The sequence below is a fragment of the Falsihalocynthiibacter sp. S25ZX9 genome (assembly GCF_041205405.1).
Taxonomy (GTDB): Bacteria; Pseudomonadota; Alphaproteobacteria; order Rhodobacterales; family Rhodobacteraceae; genus Falsihalocynthiibacter; species Falsihalocynthiibacter arcticus.
Genome location: NZ_JBGFCD010000007.1, coordinates 66,080 through 90,737, shown reverse-complemented (window position 1 = coordinate 90,737; position 24,658 = coordinate 66,080). Strand labels below are relative to the sequence as shown.

24 protein-coding genes and 1 pseudogene are annotated in these 24,658 nt (G+C 54.9%); 11 read left to right on the top strand and 14 right to left on the bottom strand.

The annotated features are described in order from the left end of the window. Positions 1-6: 6 nt before the first annotated feature. Positions 7-735 carry an SDR family oxidoreductase gene (locus AB9F29_RS09805; protein WP_335584765.1) on the top strand — a complete coding sequence of 243 codons (729 nt, stop codon included), beginning with the start codon at positions 7-9 and terminating at the stop codon, positions 733-735. A gap of 14 nt (positions 736-749) precedes the next feature. Then, positions 750-1,589, top strand: a complete 840-nt coding sequence (locus AB9F29_RS09800) for a fumarylacetoacetate hydrolase family protein (RefSeq protein WP_039001219.1) — start codon at positions 750-752, stop codon at positions 1,587-1,589. A gap of 60 nt (positions 1,590-1,649) precedes the next feature. Here the strand turns inward: AB9F29_RS09800 and AB9F29_RS09795 are convergent, their stop codons facing one another. Continuing rightward, positions 1,650-2,783, bottom strand: a complete 1,134-nt coding sequence (locus AB9F29_RS09795; protein WP_369755512.1) for a CaiB/BaiF CoA transferase family protein — start codon at positions 2,781-2,783, stop codon at positions 1,650-1,652. Positions 2,784-2,940: 157 nt separating this feature from the next. On the opposite strand from AB9F29_RS09795, the gene AB9F29_RS09790 reads away from it, so the two are divergent. From AB9F29_RS09790 to kduI, 3 genes are all read left to right on the top strand, one after another. Continuing rightward, positions 2,941-3,384 (top strand): MaoC family dehydratase, encoded by a 444-nt coding sequence (locus AB9F29_RS09790; RefSeq protein WP_369755511.1) that lies wholly within the window; start codon positions 2,941-2,943, stop codon positions 3,382-3,384. Positions 3,385-3,417: 33 nt separating this feature from the next. Further along, positions 3,418-3,987 carry a MaoC family dehydratase gene (locus tag AB9F29_RS09785; RefSeq protein WP_369755510.1) on the top strand — a complete coding sequence of 190 codons (570 nt, stop codon included), beginning with the start codon at positions 3,418-3,420 and terminating at the stop codon, positions 3,985-3,987. A gap of 151 nt (positions 3,988-4,138) precedes the next feature. Next, positions 4,139-4,963, top strand: coding sequence for a 5-dehydro-4-deoxy-D-glucuronate isomerase (gene kduI / locus AB9F29_RS09780; protein ID WP_369755508.1), 825 nt, complete (start codon positions 4,139-4,141; stop codon positions 4,961-4,963). A 117-nt stretch (positions 4,964-5,080) separates the two neighbouring features. On the opposite strand, the gene AB9F29_RS09775 is transcribed toward kduI, so the two are convergent. The 4 genes from AB9F29_RS09775 to AB9F29_RS09760 all read right to left on the bottom strand — a co-directional run bounded on the left by AB9F29_RS09775 (position 5,081) and on the right by AB9F29_RS09760 (position 10,009). Next, positions 5,081-6,157: a DUF1513 domain-containing protein gene (locus AB9F29_RS09775; protein WP_369755507.1), complete on the bottom strand. Its 1,077-nt coding sequence runs from the start codon at positions 6,155-6,157 to the stop codon at positions 5,081-5,083. 1 nt (position 6,158) lies between these two features. Beyond that, positions 6,159-7,172: an imelysin family protein gene (locus tag AB9F29_RS09770; RefSeq protein WP_369755506.1), complete on the bottom strand. Its 1,014-nt coding sequence runs from the start codon at positions 7,170-7,172 to the stop codon at positions 6,159-6,161. A 1-nt stretch (position 7,173) separates the two neighbouring features. Further along, positions 7,174-8,682: a di-heme oxidoredictase family protein gene (locus AB9F29_RS09765; RefSeq protein ID WP_369755505.1), complete on the bottom strand. Its 1,509-nt coding sequence runs from the start codon at positions 8,680-8,682 to the stop codon at positions 7,174-7,176. A 64-nt stretch (positions 8,683-8,746) separates the two neighbouring features. Then, positions 8,747-10,009: an imelysin family protein gene (locus tag AB9F29_RS09760; RefSeq protein WP_369755504.1), complete on the bottom strand. Its 1,263-nt coding sequence runs from the start codon at positions 10,007-10,009 to the stop codon at positions 8,747-8,749. Between the two features lie 243 nt (positions 10,010-10,252). Here AB9F29_RS09760 and AB9F29_RS09755 point away from each other — a divergent pair, with 243 nt between their 5' ends. From AB9F29_RS09755 to AB9F29_RS09740, 4 genes and pseudogenes are all read left to right on the top strand, one after another. Next, complete coding sequence (locus AB9F29_RS09755; protein ID WP_369755503.1) at positions 10,253-10,630, top strand: alanine:cation symporter family protein; 378 nt, start codon at positions 10,253-10,255, stop codon at positions 10,628-10,630. A gap of 12 nt (positions 10,631-10,642) precedes the next feature. Next, positions 10,643-10,995, top strand: a pseudogene (locus AB9F29_RS09750) (alanine:cation symporter family protein). Further along, positions 10,992-11,444: a hypothetical protein gene (locus tag AB9F29_RS09745; RefSeq protein WP_369755502.1), complete on the top strand. Its 453-nt coding sequence runs from the start codon at positions 10,992-10,994 to the stop codon at positions 11,442-11,444. Before AB9F29_RS09750 ends, AB9F29_RS09745 begins: the two are co-directional and overlap by 4 nt. Before the next feature lie 147 nt (positions 11,445-11,591). Then, the gene (locus AB9F29_RS09740) at positions 11,592-12,653 is read left to right on the top strand and encodes a hypothetical protein (RefSeq protein ID WP_369755501.1); all 1,062 of its coding nucleotides are present in this window, start codon (positions 11,592-11,594) and stop codon (positions 12,651-12,653) included. Between the two features lie 45 nt (positions 12,654-12,698). Here AB9F29_RS09740 and AB9F29_RS09735 read toward each other — a convergent pair whose 3' ends face one another. Beyond that, the gene (locus AB9F29_RS09735; protein ID WP_369755500.1) at positions 12,699-13,754 is read right to left on the bottom strand and encodes a Leu/Phe/Val dehydrogenase; all 1,056 of its coding nucleotides are present in this window, start codon (positions 13,752-13,754) and stop codon (positions 12,699-12,701) included. A 127-nt stretch (positions 13,755-13,881) separates the two neighbouring features. Between AB9F29_RS09735 and AB9F29_RS09730 the strand changes: the two genes are divergently transcribed. After that, positions 13,882-14,337 carry an Lrp/AsnC family transcriptional regulator gene (locus AB9F29_RS09730; RefSeq protein WP_039001230.1) on the top strand — a complete coding sequence of 152 codons (456 nt, stop codon included), beginning with the start codon at positions 13,882-13,884 and terminating at the stop codon, positions 14,335-14,337. Here the strand turns inward: AB9F29_RS09730 and AB9F29_RS09725 are convergent. Continuing rightward, on the bottom strand, positions 14,334-15,377 hold the full coding sequence (locus AB9F29_RS09725; protein ID WP_335584779.1) for a Gfo/Idh/MocA family oxidoreductase: 1,044 nt from the start codon (positions 15,375-15,377) through the stop codon (positions 14,334-14,336). The genes AB9F29_RS09730 and AB9F29_RS09725 overlap by 4 nt on opposite strands. Positions 15,378-15,534: 157 nt before the next feature. Between AB9F29_RS09725 and AB9F29_RS09720 the strand changes: the two genes are divergently transcribed. Beyond that, the gene (locus AB9F29_RS09720) at positions 15,535-16,257 is read left to right on the top strand and encodes a methyltransferase (protein WP_335584780.1); all 723 of its coding nucleotides are present in this window, start codon (positions 15,535-15,537) and stop codon (positions 16,255-16,257) included. A 77-nt stretch (positions 16,258-16,334) separates the two neighbouring features. On the opposite strand, the gene AB9F29_RS09715 is transcribed toward AB9F29_RS09720, so the two are convergent. From AB9F29_RS09715 to AB9F29_RS09685, 7 genes are all read right to left on the bottom strand, one after another. Beyond that, a complete protein-coding gene (locus AB9F29_RS09715; protein ID WP_369755499.1) occupies positions 16,335-18,941 on the bottom strand; it encodes an SH3 domain-containing protein in 2,607 nt (868 codons plus the stop codon). Between the two features lie 92 nt (positions 18,942-19,033). Next, positions 19,034-19,378 carry a nitrile hydratase accessory protein gene (locus tag AB9F29_RS09710; RefSeq protein WP_369755498.1) on the bottom strand — a complete coding sequence of 115 codons (345 nt, stop codon included), beginning with the start codon at positions 19,376-19,378 and terminating at the stop codon, positions 19,034-19,036. Continuing rightward, positions 19,375-20,058, bottom strand: coding sequence for a nitrile hydratase subunit beta (nthB, locus tag AB9F29_RS09705; RefSeq protein ID WP_369755497.1), 684 nt, complete (start codon positions 20,056-20,058; stop codon positions 19,375-19,377). The genes AB9F29_RS09710 and nthB overlap by 4 nt, the downstream gene beginning before the upstream one ends. Continuing rightward, the gene (nthA, locus tag AB9F29_RS09700; RefSeq protein WP_369755496.1) at positions 20,055-20,672 is read right to left on the bottom strand and encodes a nitrile hydratase subunit alpha; all 618 of its coding nucleotides are present in this window, start codon (positions 20,670-20,672) and stop codon (positions 20,055-20,057) included. Before nthA ends, nthB begins: the two co-directional genes overlap by 4 nt. Positions 20,673-20,774: 102 nt before the next feature. Further along, positions 20,775-22,349, bottom strand: a complete 1,575-nt coding sequence (locus AB9F29_RS09695; protein ID WP_369755494.1) for a phospholipase D family protein — start codon at positions 22,347-22,349, stop codon at positions 20,775-20,777. An 88-nt stretch (positions 22,350-22,437) separates the two neighbouring features. After that, positions 22,438-23,211, bottom strand: coding sequence for an HpcH/HpaI aldolase/citrate lyase family protein (locus AB9F29_RS09690; RefSeq protein ID WP_369755493.1), 774 nt, complete (start codon positions 23,209-23,211; stop codon positions 22,438-22,440). Then, complete coding sequence (locus tag AB9F29_RS09685) at positions 23,208-24,422, bottom strand: NAD(P)/FAD-dependent oxidoreductase (protein WP_369755492.1); 1,215 nt, start codon at positions 24,420-24,422, stop codon at positions 23,208-23,210. Before AB9F29_RS09685 ends, AB9F29_RS09690 begins: the two co-directional genes overlap by 4 nt. Between the last annotated feature and the right edge of the window lie 236 nt (positions 24,423-24,658).

The window sequence follows — 24,658 nt, the reverse complement described above, 5'->3', positions numbered from 1 at the left end:
ATATTCGTGCAAAGATTAAAAGGAAAAACTGTTCTAGCCACAGCGGCGGGACAGGGAATTGGTGCGGCAACCGTTCGACGCATGGTACAAGAGGGCGCACGCGTGATTGCAACGGATCGCGACATCACCCCATTGGAAGGCGTCGAAGGCCTCGAAGTGCACCAATTGGATGTGACTGACAGCGCTGCAATCACAGCTCTGGTTGCCAAAATCGGCCATATTGACGTGCTGTTTAACTGCGCGGGCGTTGTCCATGCGGGCACCATTCTTGATGCGACACCAGAAGACCTCGACTTTGCGTTTCTGCTTAATGTTCGGGCAATGTTTGACACAATTCGCGCCGTGTTACCTTCGATGATCGAGCGCGGAAATGGCTCCATTATTAACGTGGCATCGGTGGCAAGTTCCATCACGGGCGTGCCAAATCGCTTTGTCTACGGCACTACAAAAGCCGCCGTAATTGGCCTCACGAAATCGGTCGCGGCCGACTATGTGGCACAGGGTGTGCGTTGTAACGCAATTTGCCCCGGAACCGTGGACAGCCCGTCGCTTCAGCAACGTTTGCGCGACACAGGGGATTACGACAAAGCCCGTGGCGAGTTTGAAGCCCGCCAGCCAATGGGACGTCTTGGAACGTCCGAAGAAATCGCCGCTCTTGCTTGCTATCTTGCAGCAGACGAAAGCGGGTTCACAACGGGCCAAGCCCATGCAATTGACGGTGGATGGTCCACCTAACCTACGGAGTTAACATGAAATTTCTAAGATACGGGCCACGTGGGTCCGAAAAACCGGGTGTTTTGGATGCAGCTGGAAATATTCGCGATCTCAGCGGATTTGTGGGTGATATTGCGGGCGAAGTTCTTACAAACTTGGCGCGGTTTGCGGATTTGGACGTGGAAAGCCTTCCCTTGGTCGAGGGCAACCCGCGTTTGGGTGCTTGTGTTTCTGGCACGGGTAAATTCATGTGCATCGGCCTTAACTATGCCGATCACGCTGCAGAAAGCGGCTTGGCCGTGCCCAGCGAACCTGTGCTGTTTATGAAAGCAACCAGCGCGATTTGCGGGCCGAATGATCCCATTTTGATCCCGCGCGGCAGTGAGAAAACCGACTGGGAAGTTGAGTTGGGTGTCGTGATTGGCAAGGCCGCGAAATACGTGAATGAGGCCAACGCATTGGACCATGTCGCGGGCTATTGCGTCATCAATGACGTGTCCGAACGTGCGTATCAAATCGAACGTGAAGGCCAATGGACCAAAGGGAAATCCTGTGACAACTTCGGTCAAACTGGACCCTATTTGGTGACGCCTGATGAAGTTGGCGATCCACAAAACCTGTCGATGTGGCTTGAAGTGAATGGCGAGCGCGTACAGAATGGGTCAACTAAAACAATGGTTTACGGTGTTGCACACCTCGTGAGCTATTTGAGTCAGTTCATGACGCTTCATCCCGGTGATATCATTTCCACAGGGACACCTCCGGGTGTTGGGTTGGGTTTTAAACCACCACGTTTTCTAAAAGCTGGTGACAAAGTTGAACTGGGTATCGAAAAGCTCGGCCAACAGGCGCAGGTTTGTGTCGCAGACGCCTAAAGCGATTAAATAATTGGAAAAGCCGCGCCATAATCGGTGCGGCTTTTTCCGTTTTGCGGGCTAGTCCGTAAAATATTCGGCGTTATCCGCGCCAAGGGCCGGCGCGCCTTTTGTTGAGGTTAAAACCTCCCCATCGATGCGGATAGGGCAGCGTGTGGTTTGCATTTGGGTGCCGCCATGCGACGTGACGGATTGAAGTGCGTCGAGCGATTTAAACCCTTCCTCCTCCATCATTCGGGGCCAATCAAGGACTTCGGCACACCAAATATCGGCGGGTTCGAGCACGTCGAGCACTTCACGGGCGGATTTTGGCAACAAGAAATCCCGCAGGACGGCTTTGATTTCATCACGTTTCGTGAACGCGATAAAAGGGTCGCCAAAAGCGGCGAGGGTAGGGCTGTTCAAAAGGTCGGCAAGCTTGGAAATCGGAGCCATCGCAATCGCAATATGGCCGTCACGCACTTTGTAAATTCCGTAGGGTGCTGTCGAATTTACGCCTGCATTCGCTACGGCGCAGCGCTCTGGCTGGGTCGGGGCGCCCGCGAGGTAGGAGGTTATCATCTCAAATTGCATGTCCAGAGAACTGCTCATCAAATCAACCTCAACAAGCGCGCCTTGGCCCGTTACCGAGCGACGCAAAAGGGCCGCCATAATGCCTTGGCTCAGATGGTTGCCGCAGGTTATATCAAGCACAGCAAACGCCACAGGAACGGGCCCTTGATCGCTGTCCCCAGAGAGCCACGGCATTCCGGTTAAGGATTGTACAAGGAGGTCTTGGCCCGGCTTTTTCACCCACGGCCCTTTGCTGCCATATCCCGTGACCGAGGCATATATGATGCGCGGGTTAAGAGCCTTAACTGTTTGAAAATCCAAACCTATTTTTTCCATCACCCCTGGGCGGAAATTGTGGATCATGACGTCGGCGGTTGCGATAAGCTTTTTCACGCGCTGCAAATCAACGGGGTCTTTTAAGTCCGCCGAAACGCCAGATTTGTTGCGATTGATGGTGTGAAAGAGCAAGCTGTCGCCATCCAGCATTTGATCCGCCACAACAAGACCGCGGCATAAATCGCCGCCATTTGGGCGTTCAACCTTGATGACTTCGGCTCCCAAATCGGCGAGCCGCAAAGCGGCGGCGGGGCCCGCTAAAAACTGAGCGAAGTCTAATACCCGAAGGCCCTCTAGCGGTTTCAAATGATATCCTCCAAATTCGATGTTTTCTATATAAAACTTAGTTTTATATTATAAACCCGTCAAGGAGTGAACTGTATGCCAGTTTTATGTTGAGTTGTTTGCTTTTATATGTAAACTTTGATTGCATATATAAAACATTAAAACTGTGAGCTATCTAATGGAAATCGAACAATGCTACGAAGATTACACCCTTGGCGATACGCGCAAGACGAACGGGCGGACGATAACGGAGACTGATTTCGTGGTGCACGCGGGGCACACGGGTGATTTTTTTCCCCATCATATGGACACAGAGTTTTGCAAAACACTCCCTTTTGGGCAACGTATTGCCCACGGCACAATGACCTTTGCCATTGGCGTGGGGCTTACAGCGACCCAAATTAATCCGCGTGCGTTTACATATGGTTACGAGCGGCTACGCTTTCCAAAGCCGGTTTTTATTGGTGATACCATTCATACCGTCGTGACGATTGGCGCCATGAAACTTGACCCCAAGCGTGACGGATTTGGGCAGGTCGTTGAAAAAACCGAAACGTTCAATCAGCGCGGAGAAACCGTGATGTATTGCGAACATATTTTACTGGTTGAGTTGCGCAAATAGCCGCAATCCCCCCTTCCTATAATGAGGTACAACATGGCTGAAATTGGTGTTCACGCGCGCGGCCTCCCGGGATTGCCCGAGGATCACGCAGAAATTCCCGTTTGGAACGCGGAAAACTGGTTTTATGAAGACTTCACGCCAGGGGATAAAATTCGCTCGATACGGCGCACGATTTCCGAAGGGGAATCCATGCTTTTCAACAGCCTTGTGATGGATCACCACCCCTATGTGTCCGATCAAGAATTCGCGGCCCACGAGGGCGTTTTCGGCAAGCGTTTGGTGGCTGGTGCGATGGTGTTTTCCTATGGCCTCGGGCTGGCGGCGACCAATTGCTTGAACTCCTTTTCCTATGGATATGATCGCCTACGCTTTATCAAACCCGTCTTTATTGGCGATACAATCTACACAATCCGCGAGAACCTGAGCAAGGTTGTGCACTCCGATAAAATGGGAAAAGTGCGCGTCAGTTATTCCGTGTATAAGGGCGAAGGAGAACTGGTTTTATACTGCGAGCACCTCATGACCGCGCTTTACAGCGACCCAGAGCCCTTCGCGGAGGAGGCGCAGGCCATCGCTTTGGCAAAGGCGAAAAAGTCAGCTTGAAAGTTTACGGGCGCGTCAAATCCTTTTGATGCTCCCTCGTTTGACATATCGACGAGAAAGGATGCGATAACGCCCTAGATTGACCGTTGCCGCCTTGAGTCTGGCCGCGGGGTTGATACATTCGCGCGGAATTACTCATGAAGGACAGACCATGCTAAAAGCCGAAACTCGTTACGCTATAGACCCAGAACACGCCAAAACGCTCGGCACCGAAGACTTGCGCAAGAATTTCCACGTTGAGGGGCTTTTCGCAGATGATGAAATCAAGCTCGTTTACAGCCATTATGACCGTCTTATTCTAGGTAGTGCGGTTCCAACCAAGGGCGCGTTGACACTTGAGGCTCTCGCTGAGACGGGAACGGACACGTTCCTTGAGCGGCGCGAAATGGGCGTGTTAAACATCGGCGATACAGGCACGATCAAAGTGGACGGCGAGACCTTTGAGATTGCCAAGGGCGAAGTGCTCTATGTCGGCATGGGCAGTGGCGCGGTTGAGTTTTCAGGTGCAGGGCGGTTTTACATTCTCTCGGCGCCCGCCCACCATAAATACCCCACAACCTTGATCCGCGAAGCTGATGCCAAGCGGGTGCAACTTGGCTCGCCAGAAACGGCAAACGAGCGCGTTATTATTCAACTTTTGCATCCCGATGTGTGCAAAAGCTGCCAACTTGTGATGGGCTATACGCAATTCAAACCGGGGTCGGTTTGGAACACCATGCCTTGCCACGTGCACGACCGTCGAATGGAAGCGTATCTTTATTTTGACGTAAAAGACGACAACCGTGTTTTCCACTTTATGGGCGAACCTGCGCACACGCGTCACATGGTTGTAGCCAATGAGGAAGCCGTCATTTCTCCGCCGTGGTCCATCCACTCGGGTGCGGGCACAGGGGCCTATACGTTCTGTTGGGCGATGGCGGGTGACAACGTAGACTTCACCGATATGGACATGGTTCCGATGGCTGAACTGCGCTAGGCGACACGTTTCTGCATAAAATTGGCCCTGACCCAAGCTCCCTAGGGGCGCTGGTCAGGGCGCTTGATTTCTCGCCTTACAAACAACTGCGTAACCCTACCTTTGTGGCGGAAATTCCTAAATTCGCACCAAGTGGTTGTCCCACGCACAGGGGTGATCTCCGAGGAAAACGGGTTCGGCACCGTCGAGCGTTCCCACTTTTCCCGTGCCCGAGGAGAACATAAACTTTGCCCCGCCTGCGCTAACGCCACAGACATCTGGCAGCGCATAGGTGGCGGAAAACGTGTCATTCGCAAGGTCGAAAATCTGGACGACGCCGCCGATGGGCGAGGTCGCCGCCAGTTTCGACGCGTCCTGTGCAATGGCGACGCTGCCCACATAGCCGCGCAACTCGCGATGTTCCGACTCTGGAGCTTGCAACAGGCGAATATCCTCGCCGCGCGTATGCAGGCCAAGCAAGGCGGGGTGCTGCTCGGCTTCGCCCTGCCATTGCATGGCAAAGGCCACCAAACCCTCGGGGCCAACCGCTAAGTGACGGATCGAATTGCGAGATAGGTCGACAGGGAGTTCGACCTGTTCCCGTATCGCCCCTGTCGGCGCAACATAACTCAGGTTCGGCCGCATCGTTGTCAGGTTCAATTTGGTGCGTCCCATATCGGGGTGCGTTTCAATGCCCCCATTGGCGATCACAAGGGTTTCGCCATCGGGCATCAGCTTCATATCATGGGGGCCAACCCCGCCAGACGTGAACTCACCTAGGCGCACATAGCCGTGCTGGGCATCCCAAACGCCAATAACGCCGAGGCCTGCTTCATAGTCGTTTTCGGTGGTGTAAAGGGTTGATCCATCTGCGGAAAATGTACCATGCCCATAGAAATGACGCCCCTCTCGCGCGTTGAAATTTGCGATCACTTGGCCCGTGATACAGTCGAGCACGAATGCAAACCGCCCCGGGCGGCGGGCAAATCCGACGGCCTCTGGGCGGGTTGGATGGGCGGCGGCGGCGTGGCCGCGCCCCGGAAGGGGAAGCTTAAAAAGGATATCCCCTGCGCCACTTAAACCAACCAGATGGTCGCCCGCGTTTGGAAAACGTGCGGCGGATAAATAGGTCGGAGATCCTGCGTCTGCCCAGCTTGGACGGGGGCACAGGCCCGTCGCGATAAGGCCCCCAAGAAACGCGCGTCGTGAGGCCATGTTAGTCTCCATCCAATGAATTGAAGCCCGCAGCGACGCCCAGTTTTGGGCCAAGCTCCGTCGCCGAGATTTCGCGAATATGGTCGATACTTTGCTGAACCAACTCAAGGAGGAAGCGATCTTGGACATTGGTGACGGAGGCAAAACTGGGATCGTTGACCTTTGTAAGACGGGCTTGGCTTGTTTCAAACGCCTCGGTGAATTTTTGCTGGAGGGAGGGGTTGCCGTCGGCCAAAATCGCCGCCAATTCCTGCAATGCAGTCAGCGACACCTCAATATGGCGACGTGATCGCTCTGAGCGGCGGGCCTCGGCGCGGGCAGGTAGGGGGCGGTCAAATGTGCCTAAAGGGCGGCCCAAGCGCGTGTCGGAGGTGAATTGTAAGCCTGCATTGAAGGCTTTGAATAATTCCTGAACCGCCTCGTCTTCGTTGCGATAAATGCTTGTTTCGCTAGGGTTTTGCAACGTGTCGCTATAGGTGTCCTGCCAATCCATCAGTATCGCCGTGGCGTTGTCGTGGATGTTTGTGGTGATGGCTTGCACCAATTCACACCGATATGTGTCGGCACCCATTTCGCGCAAGGACGCGTCATAGAGCAAGAACTCAAGCGCGAAGAAACCACGTCCCGCGATGGACACATGGGCGAATTCTTCGGGGTCTTGCACGGCGGGATCTTCGCTTTGGATCAGGTTCGCCAATGTTTTTGGAGTGAAGCCCTTGGTGTCTGGCCAAAACGCGAGGGCGAAGGCGCGGTCGCCGACTTCGGTGGGGCCAAAACGAAGGTGGCTCACGTTAATCCACGCATCAAACGCCGTGTGAAAGGCGGCCTGAAGGTCTTCGGACTCTGCATTGCACTGGCTCTGCGCAGTTATTTGCAGTGCTTGCGTCGTCGTTTCCAACTGTTCAATCCTTGGCAGAATATGGTCGGACAGAGCCGTTGTGACCGTTTGCGAAGGGTCAGCCGCCGTCGCGGTCAAGGGCCACGCGACGGCAAGAAGGTAGATAAATTTACGCATATTAAAGGCTCTCCAGAAAACGGATCAGGGCATCGCGGTCTTGTTTGGGCATTTCGACAACTTGGTCTTTCATCGTTTGCGCCTCACCGCCATGCCAGAGCACAGCTTCGAGAAGGGAACGGGCACGACCGTCATGGAGGAAATAGGTGTGGTCCGAAACACGTTCGGTCAATCCAATCCCCCAAAGCGGTGCGGTGCGCCATTCGGTTCCGGTTGCGCGGGCTTCGGGGCGGTTATCGGCGAGGCCTTCGCCCATATCGTGCAAAAGAAGGTCGCTATAGGGCCAAATTAGTTGGAAACTTTGCGCAGGTTGATCCTCAAGGCGATGGGTCACAAAGGCGGGGGTGTGGCAGGACGCACAGCCCGTGTCGTAAAAGACCTCTTTACCGCGCAAGACTTCGGGGTCGTCCACATCGCGCCGCGCGGGCACGGCCAAATTGCGGCTGTAAAAGGCCACAAGATCGAGCGCGTCGTTTTCGATTTCATTACCGCCTTCGGTGCCATTTGGCGCTTCTAGGCAGGCTGTTTGAGCTGCGGTACACTCCCCCTGTGGCGTCGGAAAAAGCGGGCTGGAAATCCCAATATCACCGGCAAACGCTGCGGCAGATTGATGTTTTATCGTGGGCGCGCCCGCCTTTAGGCCAAAGCGCCCCAACATGGGTTGATCGTATTCCATCGACCAGACCACATTGGCGCGGCCAGAAATGCCGTCTCCATTCGCGTCGTCAGGATCCGTGTTTGCGAGGATATCTGCTGTGGGGATCGCTTCCAACAGGCCCAAGCCGATCATTTGGGGAGCAATGCGGGGGCTGAGCATGGCGTCAGGGTGAAGCGGCCCATAGCCAAGGTCGGCCGCCGTGTAGGTTGGAACGCGCAAAGAGGCGGTTTCGCCGTCCGAAAGGGCGACTTCCTGTTCTTCATAATCGATTTGCAAGCGGTATTCGGCCTGATGCCCCGCGAGGCTGAAATTCTGAAGCTGGGTGCCATAGGTTGGGTCAGGCAGGGTCGCCAAATAATCTTCGATTCCTGCGATGCCATCCGTAGATGCCCCCGGAATAGAGACGCGCAGAAAGAGGGAAATCGCAGTTTCGTCGGCGTTTTCGGGCGCATGTCCCCGTCCGTCTTTTATGTGGCAACTTTGACAGGAGCGCGCGTTGTAAAGCGGGCCAAGACCGTCGGAGGCCAAAGTAGAGGAGGGCGACGAGACCCAGAGTTTGCGAAACAATCCGTTGCCGACTTTGAAATTGAGTTCGCCGTCAAATCCGATGTTCGCGGAAGGTTGCGAAAACGCATCCGCATTGTTACGCACGCGCACGGTGGCGGCCCCTGCAGCCTGTTCCTCAAACGCGCTGGCGGCGGAGAAATCTTGAGTCGGCGCCGTAACTGCTGCGATACGGGCGGCTTCTTTTGCGGTGCGGGGGATCACGTTGAGGTGCGGATCGCCAAGCTCTTGGGCGGTCGCGGACGAAACGGAAAGGATCAAGGCGGAGACGGCAAGTCTGGCAAGCATAGCGGGACCATTCAATATTACTGCGCGACGCCCGTTCGTGACGGACGCCGCTTTTTGGTAGGGTTTACTGGAAGACAGCGGCGGGACTATCGAGGCTGTCGGAGCCTTCGAATTCGATATGGTTTAGCCCGAGGGTCGTGACGATGCGCTCAATCGTTTTGGTTTGATCAATCAAGCTATTCACGCCGCCCATGACCAAAGCTTCACCGGCAAGATTGCCGCGCTCCAACATCTGGTCATAAGCAAAGCCAGCCTCAGCGGCGGTCTTGATCCGACCTAAATTTCGCATGGTTACCGAGAGTTTTGCCTGCATTTCAGCGTCGAGGGCTGGGTCCGCTTCGACCACGAGGTCCGAAAGGGATGCGCCCGAAACGAGGGAGCCATCAACACGCACATACTCGCCCAAATAGACATTTTGAACGCCCAATCCGTCGTAATAGTGGCTGTTGTGGGTGTTGTCAGAGAAGCAATCATGCTCCTCTTCTGGGTCGTTGAGCATCAGCCCAAGGCGCATCCGTTCGCCGGCTTGTTCGCCATAGGAAAGCGACCCCATGCCTGTCAACATCGCGACAATTCCCGTGCCCTCATTGGTTAAAAGGGTTGCACGGGCCTCGCCCTCGGAGCCCCATTGCGCGGTCATCCAATCGAGATCGGATACCAAAAGCGCAACGGCCGCTTGCAAATATTCCGCGCGGCGATCGCAGTTTCCGTTGGTGCAATCTTCGCCCGTGGCGTAATTTGTCCAGGGACGATTGCCCGCACCCAAACCGTGGCCATTCAAGTCTTGGCCCCAGAGCAAAAACTCGATGGCGTGGTATCCCGTGGCGACATTTGACTCAACGCCGTCTGCTTCGTGCAGGGTTGCGGCCAGAAAGTCTGGCGTGATGGAAGAAGCATCAATTTCAGTGCCGGATAGGAGGAAGCTCGGGTTCGCGATGACGTTCAATACGGCAAGGGTGTTTTCGTCAGTGGGCTGGCCATAGGCGTCGCTTACATAGTCGATCAAACCTTCGTCAAGCGGCCAAGCATTCACTTTGCCTTCCCAATCGTCGACGATGGCGTTGCCAAAGCGAAAGACCTCAGATTGTTGATAGGGGACGCGGGCGCTGAGCCATGCTTTGCGGGCGGCGTTCAAAGTTTCCGCAGAAGGGGCTGCGACCAATGCGTCGATTGCAACTTGCAAGCTTTGAGCAGTGATCAAACTGTCTTCATATGTCGCCTGAGCGATATCAGCATAGGTGTTTAGGGTTGCGGTTTTGTCGCCGGCCCATGCGGGGGCCGCTAGCATGCAACTTAGGGAAAGTGTGGAAATAAGTGCGCGTTTCATTCGAAATCTGTCCTCGCTATCGAATCCATTTGTCTGGGTAAGTGCCATTGCGCAGATATCTGAGTGATTTAGTTGGATTTGTCAAACCCGATTATTTTAGTCGCCTTTAAGTATGCATGCAATTCCCCATCACGCGCGACCTCAAGTTAAATCGAAATGAAGCCGAGCCAACGATTTGAAAACCCCAGATAGATTTTTAAATATTAGACAAAATTCATTTTTAAAATTTCTGTGGCAAGCAAAATGAACACGATTATTGATGGCTTGAATGCCATCCTCTGGAATTACGTTTTGATTTATGGGTTGTTGGGTGCGGGGCTGTTTTTCACCCTTCGATTGGGCGGGATTCAGCTCCGGCATTTTGGCGAAATGGTGTGGTTGGTTGTGGCGCGGCCCGCGGCGGATTCGTATGGGATCACCCCGTTTCAAGCCCTATCGGTAAGTTTGGCGTCGCGCGTTGGAGCATGCAACCCTGCGGGCGTCGCGGTTGCGCTTACGCTTGGGGGACTGGGCGCGGTTTTTTCAGTCTGTCTAATTATAAGTTCGGGATTGATTTTCGTGGCAGTTCAATCGATTTCAATCGCGGAATCCTTCAGCGAATTGATTGGAGTCCCCAAGTGACTCGTCGGCGCTCTGGTCGCCGCCGCGGCGGGTGTCGTGATTTTTGACGGGATACGAGTGGCCCAGTTTTTGGTGCCAATTATGGTTTGGGCTTATCTGATCGTGGCCATCATCGTCATGGCTTTGAACCTCCCTCAAGTGCCGGAATTGCTGTGGCTCATTATCTCAAGGGCGGTTTGTTCTCAAATGAGGCGGGCATGGGGTCGGCTCCCAATATCGCCGCTGCCGCTCAGGACCGGAAAATACGAGGGCCAGAGGACTTGTTGCGCGGTATGTCTTGCAAAATCGGTTTCTGGCGATACCTTCTTGTTTTAGACAGGTTTTGCCGCGCATTAAAATTGCCACACAAGGACGTTAGTGAATGAAGATTACCGCATCTCGCCTTGGCCGTACGGTCGGTCACCTTTTGCTTGCGCTGCTCAATGCGACGTTGCTCCTCGCGGCCGTTTGCCTCTTTTTGGAATTGCGCGTCGTGAAGGCCGTTGATGGTCTGACACAAACTTTCTCTGAAAATCTCGTGCAAGTGGCCCCGCTTCGGGATGCTGTGATTTCCCTCTCACAGGACGCGGCGGAATTGCGGGGTGAGCTTGCGGCATTCACGCAGACGCCAAATTCATTCAACGAGGAACGTGCCAATGCCCTCAGTGCCAAAGTGGATATTCTAAATACGCAACTTGTTGCATTAAAAGGGAATATCGGAAATGTCATGCAAAATCCTGAGGGGTTGATCGATCATGCAATTGAGAAGACAGCGCAAGAAGTGATTGATGGCTTGTCCGATTTGCGCGGATGCGAAAAACCGGTGAGTATGTAAATCACCGCCAAAATTGGCAGGGTGAACGCGTGAAAATTGGTGCTTAAAATCCGTGGGGTGAAGCTCTATACCAAAGCGTGTCCGTTTGGGCCATCCCGTGTCGCCCGTTGGCGCGCACCGATCAAATTCGAGTGAGTTTTGTACAGCATGGATCGAAATCTAGACCCAATCCTGCATATAGGTGCGCCCAAATGCGGCAGTTCCAGCTTGCAACGCGCGCTATCATTGCGGCCGACTTTTACGTCCCGCGCGGGGGTGACCTATCGGTATATTGTCCTACGTCGAGAACAAATCCTTGGCGGGCTTGCGATTAAACTCATTATGAAAACCACGCGCCGCGCGTATCTTCAATCGGCCCGCTTTGACGAAATAATCCTGACCCAAAACCAAGACGGAAGCTGGCATCCCAACGCAAGATCGATTGCGCGTATTCGTAAATTATTTGCGCAAATGCGGGCACGAAACGAGGTGCCTATTATCTCCAACGAGGGGAATTTTTCCTTGTTATCGCGCCATCTCGGTCCCGAAATTTTTCAACACCTGGGGTTGAAATGTCAGGTTTTCGTATACGTGCGCCCTCAAGTCGAATGGATAAATAGTGCCTGGTGGCAATGGGGCCTATGGGAAGAGTTTCCGTATCAGAAGGATTTTTCCGCATGGTTTCCCGCCGCCAGAGAAGGCTGCAATTGGTTGAAACGATTAAAAAACCTTCGGGAGATCGATCAGATATCTAACCTCAACGTTGCCCTTGCCAACGGGAATGTTGTGGCGCAGTTTTTTGAAGCTATTGGGTGTGATGCGCCCGCCGATGCGGCCGAAATCGAGAACCGATCTCTGGATATTTCAGCCATCAAGTTTCTGTTGAATAATCGTGGTTTGCGCAAAGACATTCACGACTCAAAAGCGGCGTTGATTTTGGCAAAATTGAAGGTAGAAAACAGTGAAAAACCGTGGTGTTTGAGTGCAAATCAAGTTCAGAGCATCATACGCCACCACCTGCAGCACAACAAAGCCCTTCTTGAGTTTCTTGCCAAGGACCAAGCAGAAAGGATGCGTGCCGACCCGCATTGGTGGCAAGCTGATAGCTATAATACAGCGCGCGTTCACAAGGTTGGTGCTCCGGATTTTCTGCACGAAGACGATGCGCAATCAGCCTTTTATCGGGCGGAACTGCGAAAACGGGGCTTTAAAATGCGGGCCTCTGCTTAACTCCCCGCGCATTTGACGGGCGGGGAGGTTGGTTTTCGAAACGGTTCACGCCTTTGGGCGCGCAGCGGCGATTTTGGCGAGGGCAATGTCGTCGGCAACTTCTGAACTGGGGAGGTGCGCGTCATCCGCTCGTTTCAAAATGTCGAGGATTGTGTGGTACAGGCCGGTGATCCGCGCCACATCGGCCTCGCGCGACGGAGTTGAGAAGATCACTGTTGAGCCCCCCATGACACCGCCCGCGTTCACCACATAGTCGGGCACATATGTGATACCGCGTTCTTGCAACGCGCGGCCGAATTTTGGTTCGGCAAGCTGGTTGTTGGCGAGGCCACATATGACCTTTGCTTTGATTTCTGGAAGGGTTGTCGCATTCACAACGGCCCCCATCGCGCAGGGTGCAAAGATATCGACGTCTTGGGCGTGGATGCGGTCGGGGGAAACGGCGGTGGCGCCATATTTTGCAACGACCTCCTGAACGACCTCGTCGCGGACATCGGCCACAATAAGTTCTGCGCCGGCTGCGTGTAATTGGCGCGCGAGGTCGGCACCCGTGCCGCCAAGACCTTGAATTGCCACGCGTAAACCAGTTAGTTCATTTCGGTCCCACACGTGCTTTGCCGCGGCGCGAATACCTGTGAAGCCACCAAGGGCTGTGAAGGAAGACGGGTTGAAGCCCTCTTCGTATTGCTCGGCGCGGCAGAAAATATAGTCGCAGTTTTCGGCCAAAATATCGGCGTCTTTGGGGCCAACTCCGACGTCGATTGCGGTCCAATACAGGCCACCAAGGTCCTGAACATGTCTGGAGAAGGCGCGCAAAAGGTCGGCTTTATCGGCGCGTGCGGGGTCTGCAATGATCACGCATTTTCCGCCACCCAAGGGCAAATCTGCCACCGCGTTTTTGTAGCTCATGCCTTTGGACAGGCGCAAAACATCCGTGAGTGCTGCGTCCTCGCTTGCGTAGGCGTGCATCCGACAGCCCCCTGCAGCAGGTCCAAGAGCGGTCGAGTGAATGGCGATAATCGCACGCAAACCAACGGCGGGGTCGTGGCAAAACAAGACCTTTTCGTGGTTATCGAATTCTGGGTGTTCAAAAATAGACATGGTGGATTCCTTGGTTTCGCCGTGCGTGCAGTTTAGGGGATATTGGGGAGAGAATCCGTGCAAACATCTATGTTATTCCCTATAGTTCCGCAAGGATTGGCTAAAATATGGGGAATACGTAGCTAATATGACCAAAATTGAATTGGACGTGACGGATCACCGAATTCTGCGGGTTTTGCGCCAAGAAGGGCGGATTTCGAACCTTGATTTGGCGCAACGGGTGGGGCTTTCGCCCACGCCCTGCAGTCGCCGCGTGCGTCGCCTTGAGACCAGCGGCGTTATCACTGGCTATAGTGCCCAGATCAATCCGACGGCGATGGGTCATGGGGTGACCGTCATGGTGAACATTCGTTTGTCCCGCCAAGGCCCTGCAGATATTGAAGAATTTCTCGCGGCGGTGAAGCGGATGCCCGAGGTGACGGAATGTTTGCTGGTGACGGGCAATCTGGACTATATCCTGAAGGCCCGTGCGCGGGATGTTGAGGAACTCAAAGATTTTGTCTTGGCCAAACTTAAGAAAATCCCCTGCGTTTCGGACACAACCACGATGTTGATCCTTGAGACGATCAAGCAAGCAGATTAGCGCGGGATGTGGACGGTTTGCCCTGTGTCACAGGCGGTTTGAATGGCTTCCAAAACATGCATGGTTTTGAGGCCTTCTTCGCCTGAGACCAACGGGGACGCGCGCCCCTTGATGACCGCCGTGAAGTGTTCGATTTGATTAACCAATGGTGCGGACGTGGCGCAGGGGAAGGAGGCTGCACGGATGGGCGACCACCAGCTTTGCGGCGCGTCGTGGGTCCAGACCGTGAGGTCGGGTAGGGACATCGCCCCTTTTGAGCCACCGAAGTGATAACAGGATTGGTTCGTTGCGGGGTAAGCGGGGTTTTCGCCCGCCGTAAGTTCCCAACTCCAAGGGGCGGCGATGGCGTCGGACACGGTGAGGGTGCCAATGGCCCCATCGGCGAACCCAAGCACTGCGGCGGCGACGTCCTCATTATCGTGTCCGCGTCGAGAGGGGGCGGCTTGGGCCTGTACGGTTATGATGTCGCCACAGAGGTGGCGCATGAGATCAACGTCATGTGCGAGGTTGACCGAAATCGGCCCCGCCCCTTTTTGGGTTCGCCACGGGGCAACGTCGAAATAGTCGTCGGGTTTGTATAGCCAGCAGGTGGCTTGCAGGCTTCGGATGTCGCCGATGACGCCTTCAGATATGAGGGAGGCTGCTTTTTGGATGATCGGGTTGTATCGTCGATGGTGGCCAACAAGGAGGGGGACGCCGTTTGCCTGCGCCGCTTGAACCAGCTTTTCCGCTTCCTTTGCGGTGACGGCGAGGGGTTTTTCTACAAGGACCGCGCAATTGTGCTCGATGCACATAAGCCCTTGCTCCACATGCAACGGCGTTGGCGTGGCAAGGATAACCCCATCCACCTCTGTGGCGGCAAACATCGCCTCAAGGGTGGTGAAATGCGGGACGCTATAGGTGGCAGCAAGCTTGGCCCCCTCGGAATTGGGTTCCACCAGCGCGACAAGCATAGCGTCTTGGGTGTGGGTGAGTGCGTTGAGGTGTTGTTTACCAACAAGCCCCGCTCCCACAACACAAATTCTGGCTTTTTGCTCCATGTTCCCCCCTCCGATGTTCCAACGAAAGCCTAACTTTTATCGCGACCTATACAACCCAAATTGCGCTCCTTTCAGTCTTGCGTAAGGGAGCAAAACTGGAAAAACACTTGCCATCCGCTCAGGAGGTGCGAAAGACTGCGTTCAAAAAGGAGAAGTCATGTCACATTTGGAAGATATTCGCGCGAAGTCGAGGTTTCGCGATTTATTTGAGGGCCAGTTTCAGCACGCAGCGATCGCGGCTTTTATGGCGATTGGCGCGTGTTCATTGCTTGTACGGGTGGAGGACGGCCCTTGGTATCTGCTGCTCAATTCCATCGTATGGGCCAAGATTGCCATTATCCTTGCTATTGTCCATCAGGCGCTCGTGGCTGGGGTGTTTCGGTTGCAGCTTTACAAAAACTGGATGAGCAAGCGGTTTGGCGAGCGGGATATGCAGGTCTGGGCAGGGATATTCCTTCCGTTGTTGATCGCGCGCCCTTTGGCTGTGCTTCTGACGGGGTTGAGCGATAGAACACCGATCACGGGATATAACACGCTCGAAGTCATTCTTGGCGTCGCGTTGTTGGGGGCGGCGGTTTACGGCATGCATTCTGTTCTTGTGTATTTCACTTTGCCGCGCGCTCTTGGGGGCGACCATTTCCGCGATGAATATGCCGAGATGCCGATGGTGAAGAAAGGGATCTTTAAATACGTCGATAACGGCATGTATAGCGTTGTGTTCCTTGGCCTGACGGGGATTGCGCTGATCTGTGGGTCGTGGAATGCGCTGGTGGTGGCGCTGTTTCAACATGCCTATATTTGGGTGCATATGTATTGCACTGAGGCACCGGATATGCGGCGGATTTATGGGGATAGGTCGGATGACGTCATAGACGTTTAAGTGCTGACGTGAAAAAGGCCCCATCGCGGGGCCTTTTTTTTGGTACTAGATGGTGGGGGCAATACGCCCCCATTTTGCTACCTGCGACCACCGCCCATACGGCCACCGCCGCCACCCATACGTCCGCCGCCCGAGGGGCGGGATTGAATGCCGCCGCTGGGGCGTTGAATGTTGCGGTTTTGGATTTGGCGTTGGTTGCCCGTTTGACGGTTTTGATAGGCCGAGCCTACGTTTGCGGGCAGTTGGGTTGGGCGATTGATGCCTGTGGCTGGCAGTTGCGCGGGGCGGGTTGTGCCTGCAGCGGGGAGTTGTGCGGGGCGGTTGATTTGCGGCAGTGCTTTGGGTTGTTGGACCCCTTGCCATTTGCCGCCACCGTCGTTGCGCTCCCATTTGCCGTTGTTTTGACGATAGACACCGCCGTCTTTGCCCGCAAACAGATCACCAGCCTTACCATTGCTAAGAACGGCGTCTTTGGCGCCTGCGGCCCATTTGAGGTCTTGGGTGCCATTCACCTTGTTGCCTGCCAAAGCGCCGAGGCGATTGTCTGCGAGTTGGTGCGCAGCAGGGCCGCCTTTTAGGACGCCGCTATTGTCCTTCCACGAGTTAAAGGCACGTCCAGCGCCCACAGAAGCGGCCGCACTTCCAAGTTGTGCAGTAGACAGGCGTGGGTTGGTTGCCGAAACGAAAGGACGGTTCGTGCCAAGGGGTTGTGCCTTGGGCGTTATGTGTTGGTTGCGAACAAAATTACCGTCTTTGTTGATAATCTTTGGCGCATTGGGCAAGCCGCGATCAGGGCCGTAGTTGTCGCCATAGCGCCCGAATTGGCCGCGCTTGGGATCATAATAGCCGCCGATGCCATAGGTCACAGGGCGCGGATAGAACGCGGGGGGGCGCACGGCAATCGGGGGACGCACAAGGGGGGGACGGAAGCCGGGGGGACGATAGCCAGGAGGGCGAATGTAGGGAGGGCGGAAGCCTGGGGGGCGATAACCGGGTCCAGACCAATAAGGGGGGTAGTTCCAACCGGGGCCATAGAAGATGCTGCCCCAAGCGTAATAGCCAAAGAAGTACCCCGCCGTAACGCCAAAGTAGGTCGTTGTCGGCGTGGAATCGACCACCGTAACGTAAGTGACGTTGTGCACGGGTTCGGTTGCGGGGATGGTATAGATGACGTCTGGCACCGAGGTCGCAACTTCAAACGGTCCTTGCGGGCTGTCGCCTTTGAACCAGATGCCATCGATCACAGTGTAATATACATCGCCAACCTTAATCACGGTCTCGTTGCTGTTGAGGGCATAGCTCATCTCGGTGCCCTTGATGGGGGTGAACTCAGGGTCGCCCGCATAGGAGACATCCGCTTTGACCGAGGCATGGTCTACGGCTGCGATCTCGGGGATGCTCGCAAGGAGGCGTGCTTCTTCGCTTTCGGGGGTGCCGGGTACGGATGAGCGCGCCGCGTAATAGGGGGCGTCATCGGGAATGTTGCGGAAATCGTCGGGAAGGTCGCCCGAGGCAAAGGTCCAATCGTCGCCGTTCAAATCTTTATTGCGGAACCAGCGGCCAGAGGTGAGGAAGTACCATTGCGCCTCAACCGTGTGGTAGAACAGATCAAACTGTGTGTTGCTGACCCATTCAAGCTTGGTGCCACTGACGGGCTCCTTCTTGGGCGGACCATCCATGGTGATCAATTCGGTGGGGACGTTGGAATAGAAGACTTCGGGGAGAGGATCACTCGGAATGAGGCCCTCTGCCACAGCGCGCCGCGCATCGTCCCAGTTGCCATCATCAGGGAGGGTGGTGAAGATTTCGGGGAGGGTGGCAACATCAGTCCACGGGCCGCTCAAGTCCTCGGCCTCTAGCCAACTGGTGTTGTTGCGCAAAGTCCATTTACCCGAGTCATAGATCGAGAACAGGTCCCAGTTGGTGTTCACGGTAAAGGCCAAGTCTGGAACGCCGTCGACTGTTGCCGTAAGGGGCTCGCCATCTGTCATCACAAGGATCGAAGGTTTTTCGCTGACATAGATAAGGGGAGGGGTGGTGTCCAAATCTTTAAGGTCGGTGAAGGATTGGAAATTCTCAAGGCTCGCCGTTGTACGGGGGAGGGAGAGAGTGATTTCACCGGTGGGGAGTTGTTTACCCACACCCAGCGCAAGCGCGTCCATGTCATCGCGGGTGAGGTTAGAGAAGCTGAGGTCCGTGATGACAATATTGGTGGCAATAATCTCGTTGTTCTCGCGATCGGCAACTGTATCGGCGGAAATTGTGATGATCCCATAAAGCGGCTCGGCGTCTTTGGATCGCGTCACTTGGGTGGCCACTAGGGCGGTCATCTTGGTGAAATTCTTCCAGTCATTCACTTGCGGCTGGTAAAGGGTAACACTCGCGCCCTTGTCGTTGGAAAAGGTGCGCGGCCATTTATTGGGCTCATCGGCTTCGGTAAGATACTTGCCACTGACAAATCCGGTTTTCCCATCCACCGTCACAGCACACCAAGCGGCGGCATCGTCACATTCCTCAACCTCAATTGATGTGCCTTGGGGGAGGGTGGTCATGACGGGGGCGCCAGTCGTTGGACCTTGGCGCATGTTTAAGTCAGCAGTGGTTTGGGCAGGCCACGCAAAGGCCGCGTTCGCCGCGAGCGAGAAGCAGGCGGTAAGGGTGGTAAATCGGTGCAGATAGGACATGAGGGCTCCAAATGGACAAAGCTATTTTTGAACCTTAAGAGAAGATGCGAGTCAGGTATAGGTTTTGATCACAACTTTCTGTGTGCAGGCTGTTACTCTGGTTTCTTGGGCGAGACAGGCTGGCCATGGGGGGTAGAGAGAAAGGCGTCCGTCCACAGCGATTTCATTCCCTCAAGCGCGTCGGGCGCAAACATTCCCTTTGCAACGACCATCTCCTCTAAGGTGGCGACCCAAACACGGTAATAGTCATCGCTGCCGTCTAGGGGATGCGAAGCTCCCGCAAGAGCGAGGCGCGCACCAAACATTTGTGCCCATTCAGGCCATGCAAAGACACCGGATTCATTGAGCGCCACGGTGAGGGCAAAAACCTGTCCATGCCATGGGGCCTCAAAGGCGGCTTCTGGCGTGGGTGGGGCGTTGGGAGAACAAGAGGTCATGCGCTGGGCTCAAGTAGATAGCTTTGCCACAGATCAAGGACCATGTCGTCCCCAGAGGCTTCTGCATCCGCACCCCAGAGATCATGGGCCGTGAAACGCACTGCATAAAGCGGTTGCGGTGCTGGGCCGAGGAAATGCGCGTTGCTGTCAGGGAAGACATGATTGCCGTGCAGACGCTCAATCGTGCCGTTGCGCCCCGCAGCATAGGCGGGCAGACGGGTGTGGCCGCCTTTCACGAGGGTGTTCTGGGCATGGGGAACCGTGCGCACAGGATCGCCGACCTTGAACTTGGCTTGGGGGCCTTCCGGCCGCATATATGAGCCTTGCGCATGCATCGCGCGGTCTACGTTTTCGGGCTTAAGAGCGCGTGGATCAGGCCTGTGCGCTGGGCCCGCGGGAGGGCTGTCCAAATCCTCCATTGTGAGGAGGTCACGGTCGACAAGGATATCCGTCAAACCGCCGAGCCATTTTTCGTAATAGGAAAATCCCGCGTAGTCTTTGGGGGGTAAACATTCCCGCGCGTGGCGGCTGGCGTCAATGTTCCACGCGCCAAGAGCGCCACAAGCAAGGTTGAGCGCAAGGGCGCGGGCCTCCCAATCGGTGTGGAAAACCTCGCTATCGTCCTTTTCGGGGATCGGGCCGTCGCCAAAGCGCCCGCCCATATCATGCACGCGGCTCACGCGCTGGGCGCCTTGACCAAATCGGTGCCGATCATTGCGTTGCGCGAGATCAGGCCTGCGAGATCGTTTTCCGAGAGGTCCTGCGTTCCTTCTGGGCGCATTGGCACCACCAAATAGCGCACTTCGGCGGTGGAGTCCCAAACGCGGACGGATTGGCCATCGCTCAACTCCACCCCGAATTCGGCCAAAACGGCGCGAGGTTCGCGAATGGCGCGGCTGCGATAGGCGTCGGATTTATACCACGTCGGCGGGATGCCAAGGATCGGCCACGGGTAGCAACTACAGAGGGTACAAACGACGAGGTTGTGCTGGGTTGGCGTGTTTTGCACGGCCACCATGTGCTCGCCCTGTCGCCCCATGAAGCCCAACTCGGCAATGGCGGCGGTGGCGTCCTCCATGAGGCGCGCGTGATAGGTCGCGTCGACCCATGCGCGCGCCACAACCTGCGCTCCATTGCGCGGCCCGATTTTATTCTCATAGGTATCAATCAGTGCATTCAACGTCGCAGGATCAACCATTCCCTTATCCACCAGCAAGCTTTCGAGCGCGCGCACCCGCAACTCAGGATCCGAGGGCAGGTGGCTGTGGGCGTGATCCGAATGATCGTGGGGCATGCGTGAAATCCAGAAATGTAAGGGCCGTAGTCTGAGGCAACGGCAAGAGTCGCCTCAGACTACAAAATTTCCCCGCAGATGAAAGCTATTCCCGCGACCGCCCTAGAGTTGTCCCTTAACCGGCAGGAATTTGGTGATATTTGCGATGGTCTTTTTCGAGAAACTCGCCCCGGGTTCGGATGTTTCCACGTCGATGCCCTGCGGCGTGGCGATCGTCCAAAGGATGTTGCCTTTGGGGTCTAACGACAGTTTATAGGCATGGGTTTCGATGTATTTGAGGACCCCAGTTTGAAAGCGTTTCGCAAGCTCTGGCGAGTCGATAAACATGCCAAATTCGGTGTTGATTTCGATCGAACGGGGATCATAATTCAGCGAGCCAACAAAAAGGGTAGTGGCATCAAAAACGGCCGCTTTGGTGTGCATCGTGAGTACCACGTCGCTGTCTGGGGGAAGTTGCCCCAAAGCTTGTAACGCATCCGCGCGGATTTCATAAAGCTCAACACCTGCCTCCAAAAGCCCTTTGCGGCTCGGAGCATACCCACCGTGCACATAGGCATGATTGGTCGCTGCCAAGGAATTGGTCAGGATCACCACCCGTCGTCCTGCACGGCTGAGTGCTTTAAACATCGCGAGGTCCGACGGGCGTGGCACGAAGTAGGGCGACATCAAAATGACGTCCGATTTTGCCGAAAGTATTTGCTGTTTAAGTTCGTCGGAAAGCGTCCGAGGGCCTACTTTGACCGCATTGCGTGTTTTTTGCGGGGTATCGGTTACAACCCATGCGTCGCCGCGAAGGGGTTGGATTGTCCCGTCCAACACCTGAGCAAGAAACTCCGAACTCATGGCTTTGGCATAGAGATCTTTCTCGGCTTGATCCGCACGGCCACGAAGGTCCTGCTGTAAGCTTTCTTTGTCCACCTTGAGGCCTAGTTCTTGGAAGTTTTCCATCGGGACGGAGTGCGGGTCATTCCAATAAACGTCGAAGGATTTTGCAATGTCTTTTGTGACAGGCCCCATGACAAATATGTCAAAATCGGCAAATTCCGCGTCTGAGTTGATCTCAAAATACTCGTCCGCAATGTTACGCCCGCCCACGATGGAGGCCGCATTGTCCGCCGTTAGCGTTTTGTTGTGCATGCGCCGATTGACGCGATTGAAATCGAGTAGGAAATTCGCGCCTTTTGTGGCGTTGCGTGAAAGGGGGTTGAATAAGCGCATTTCAATGTTCTCATGATCATTCAAAAGCGCAATTTCATCGTCGGTCGCGGAGGTGAAAACGTCATCCAATAGGAATCGCACCCGCACCCCGCGTTCCGCGGCATCAATCAAAGCACGCGCAAAAATACCGCCTGCGAGGTCAGGCTTAATCAGGAAATATTGAATGTCTAGCGTGTGCTCCGCGGCTTCAATGAGACGCAAGCGTGCGCCAAGAGCGTCGTTTCCTGAAACCAAGGGAATCAATGTCGTTTTCCCGCCGCTCTCAAGGGTCTCTTGCGTGGCAACGCGTGTCACCCTGCTTGAGCCCAAAATGTCCGTAGCCGAAGTTGGCGTGTGGTTTTTTTCGAACGGAACATGTGTACAGCCAGCGACCAATAGCAATAGGCATCCAAGACACAAAGACATTACATTGGAACAGGGCGCGGACGGGACGGGGGCGGTAAAAATATCAGATTTCATAACGAACTGTTGCGACAGTTGCCGCAACGCGTCAACTATCCGCGCGAGGAAACTCGTCTTAATATCACTACATGTGGTAAGCGCGCCATCATTTGAGGTCTGATTTGACCTTTGCCAAAAGGGCATCGCTGGCTTTTGCGAGCAAGCCTGAATCCGAGCCACAAGCGACAAAGGTGAACCCATCGTTGAGTAATTGCGCGGCAAATTCTGCGTCGGCGACAAGCGTGCCGACGGGGATGCCTGCTGCCATCAAGGCGCGCGCAACGGGCCAGATGGCCTCCCAAACTTCGGGCGCAAGCGGCTTGCCAAGATAGCCTAAATCGGCGGCAATATCCCCCGGACCAAAGAAAACCCCCGACACGCCTTCGACGGCGCCGATTTCAAGAGCATTGGCCAAGGCTTCGCGGGTTTCTACCTGTACAATCACCGTCGTTTCATCTTCGATTTTCGCAAAGTAATCCGTGATGCGGCCAAACTTATTGGCACGGGTCAACCCACTCACACCCCGAACGCCGCGTGGAGGATAACGTGTGGCGGCAACCGCTGCGCGCGCCTCGTCCGCATTTTGCACCATTGGAAAGAGCAAGCCCGGCGCGCCGACATCGAGCAGGCGTTTTACTTTAACGGGATCATTCCAGTCGGGCCGCACAATGGCGGTCGTGCCCGTGTTGGCAAAGGCTTGGAGTTGGCCAATCACCGACGGAATTTCATTGGGGGAATGTTCGCAATCAATCACTACCCAATCATAGCCACAGGGGGCCACAACTTCGGCGGTGAAATTACTGGCGAGGGTGATCCACAGGCCGATTTGCTTTTCGCCCGATTGAATTGCTTGTGTAAAAGGGTTTTTCTGGAGGTTCATATCACGGCCTTTTCAATAAATTTTTCACCTTTTGCCACGCGCTCATATCCGAAGGGCGACAAATCGAGGGTTTGGTAGGCGCCGTGGGTAATCCATTCGGCCACGCCGCGTCCCATGGCGGGGGATTGCTGAAATCCGTGGCCCGAAAACCCGTTGACGAAGATGAAATTCTCGACCTCGGAATGGGGGCCAACAATCGCGTTTTGATCCAACGTATTATACGCATAATGCCCCGCCCATGTGTTGACCAGCTTGATGGCCTCAAATTGCGGGATGCGGGTGGCGAGGATGGGCCAGACTTTATCCTCCCAAATGTCGTGGTCGAGGGCGAAGTCGTCAAAGGCGACGGCGGGATCTTCATCGGGTTTACAACCCGCCATATAATACGCCCCATCGGTGCGCACATGGATGCCTGACGGGTCTATCGTCAAAGGAAGGTCGCGATTAAGCGGGGTTTCTGCGGCGAAAATGAAGGTGAAACGTTTGCGCGGCTCTACCGGAATATCTATGCCCAGCATGCGCGCGGTGACGGCGGCGCGCGGGCCGGAGGCGTTCACAACCGTTCCACAGGAAATCACGTCGCCAGATTTGAGGGTGACAGACGTGACGCGTGTTCCCGCCGCGTTTTTGGCCATCGAAACGACCTCATTGCTCAAGAATTCCACGCCCCGCTCGCGCGCACTTCGTTTCCACCAATCAAACATGGTGTTACCGTCGAAATAGCCCTCGTTGACGCGGTTGTGGTTGGCACCGATTATGTCGTCGAGTTGATAGAAGGGGTAGTCGCGCAGAATTTCGTCGGGAGACATGTATTTTGTGCCGGCCCCCAATCGCGATTGCAGTTTTTGGTTTTCTTGCAGGGTTTGTGCGAAGGCCTCTGTATCGGCCAAATAAAGGTAGCCAAAGCTTTGGAGCGTAATATCGGGAATACGTGTGTCGCCACCCATATATTCACGAAAATTCTGAATACAATCAACGCCAAACTGGCTGACCTTAATGTTGACTTCGGTCGAAAATTGTTGACGGATACAGCTGTTTGTATGCGAAGTTGAGGCGAATTCGTAGCTTGGGTCACGCTCTACCACGAGGACTGACCCCTGAAAATCAGGGCTATCGGTGAGGAACCACGCCACCGAAGAGCCGAGCATGGCACCCCCGATGATGACGACGTCGTAGCTTGTTTTTGTCGGAGAATTGTAGGTTATATCCACGCCGTTTTTCCTCAAGTTCAGATGTTTTGGGGATTTAGGCATGATCTATTGAGGAGTGTCCATAGCCTGTGTTTGATTGCGCGTTTTTAGGCTTTTCGAGCTAACAACGATGGTATGAAAACACATCGTTTTTCGATCTCAGCGTCCAGCCAGATTCTGCGCGTTGGCTGGGAAGGGGATAAAGTTGCGAATGGTTCGCAATTGCATTGACAGTTGCGAATGGTTCTCATAAACGG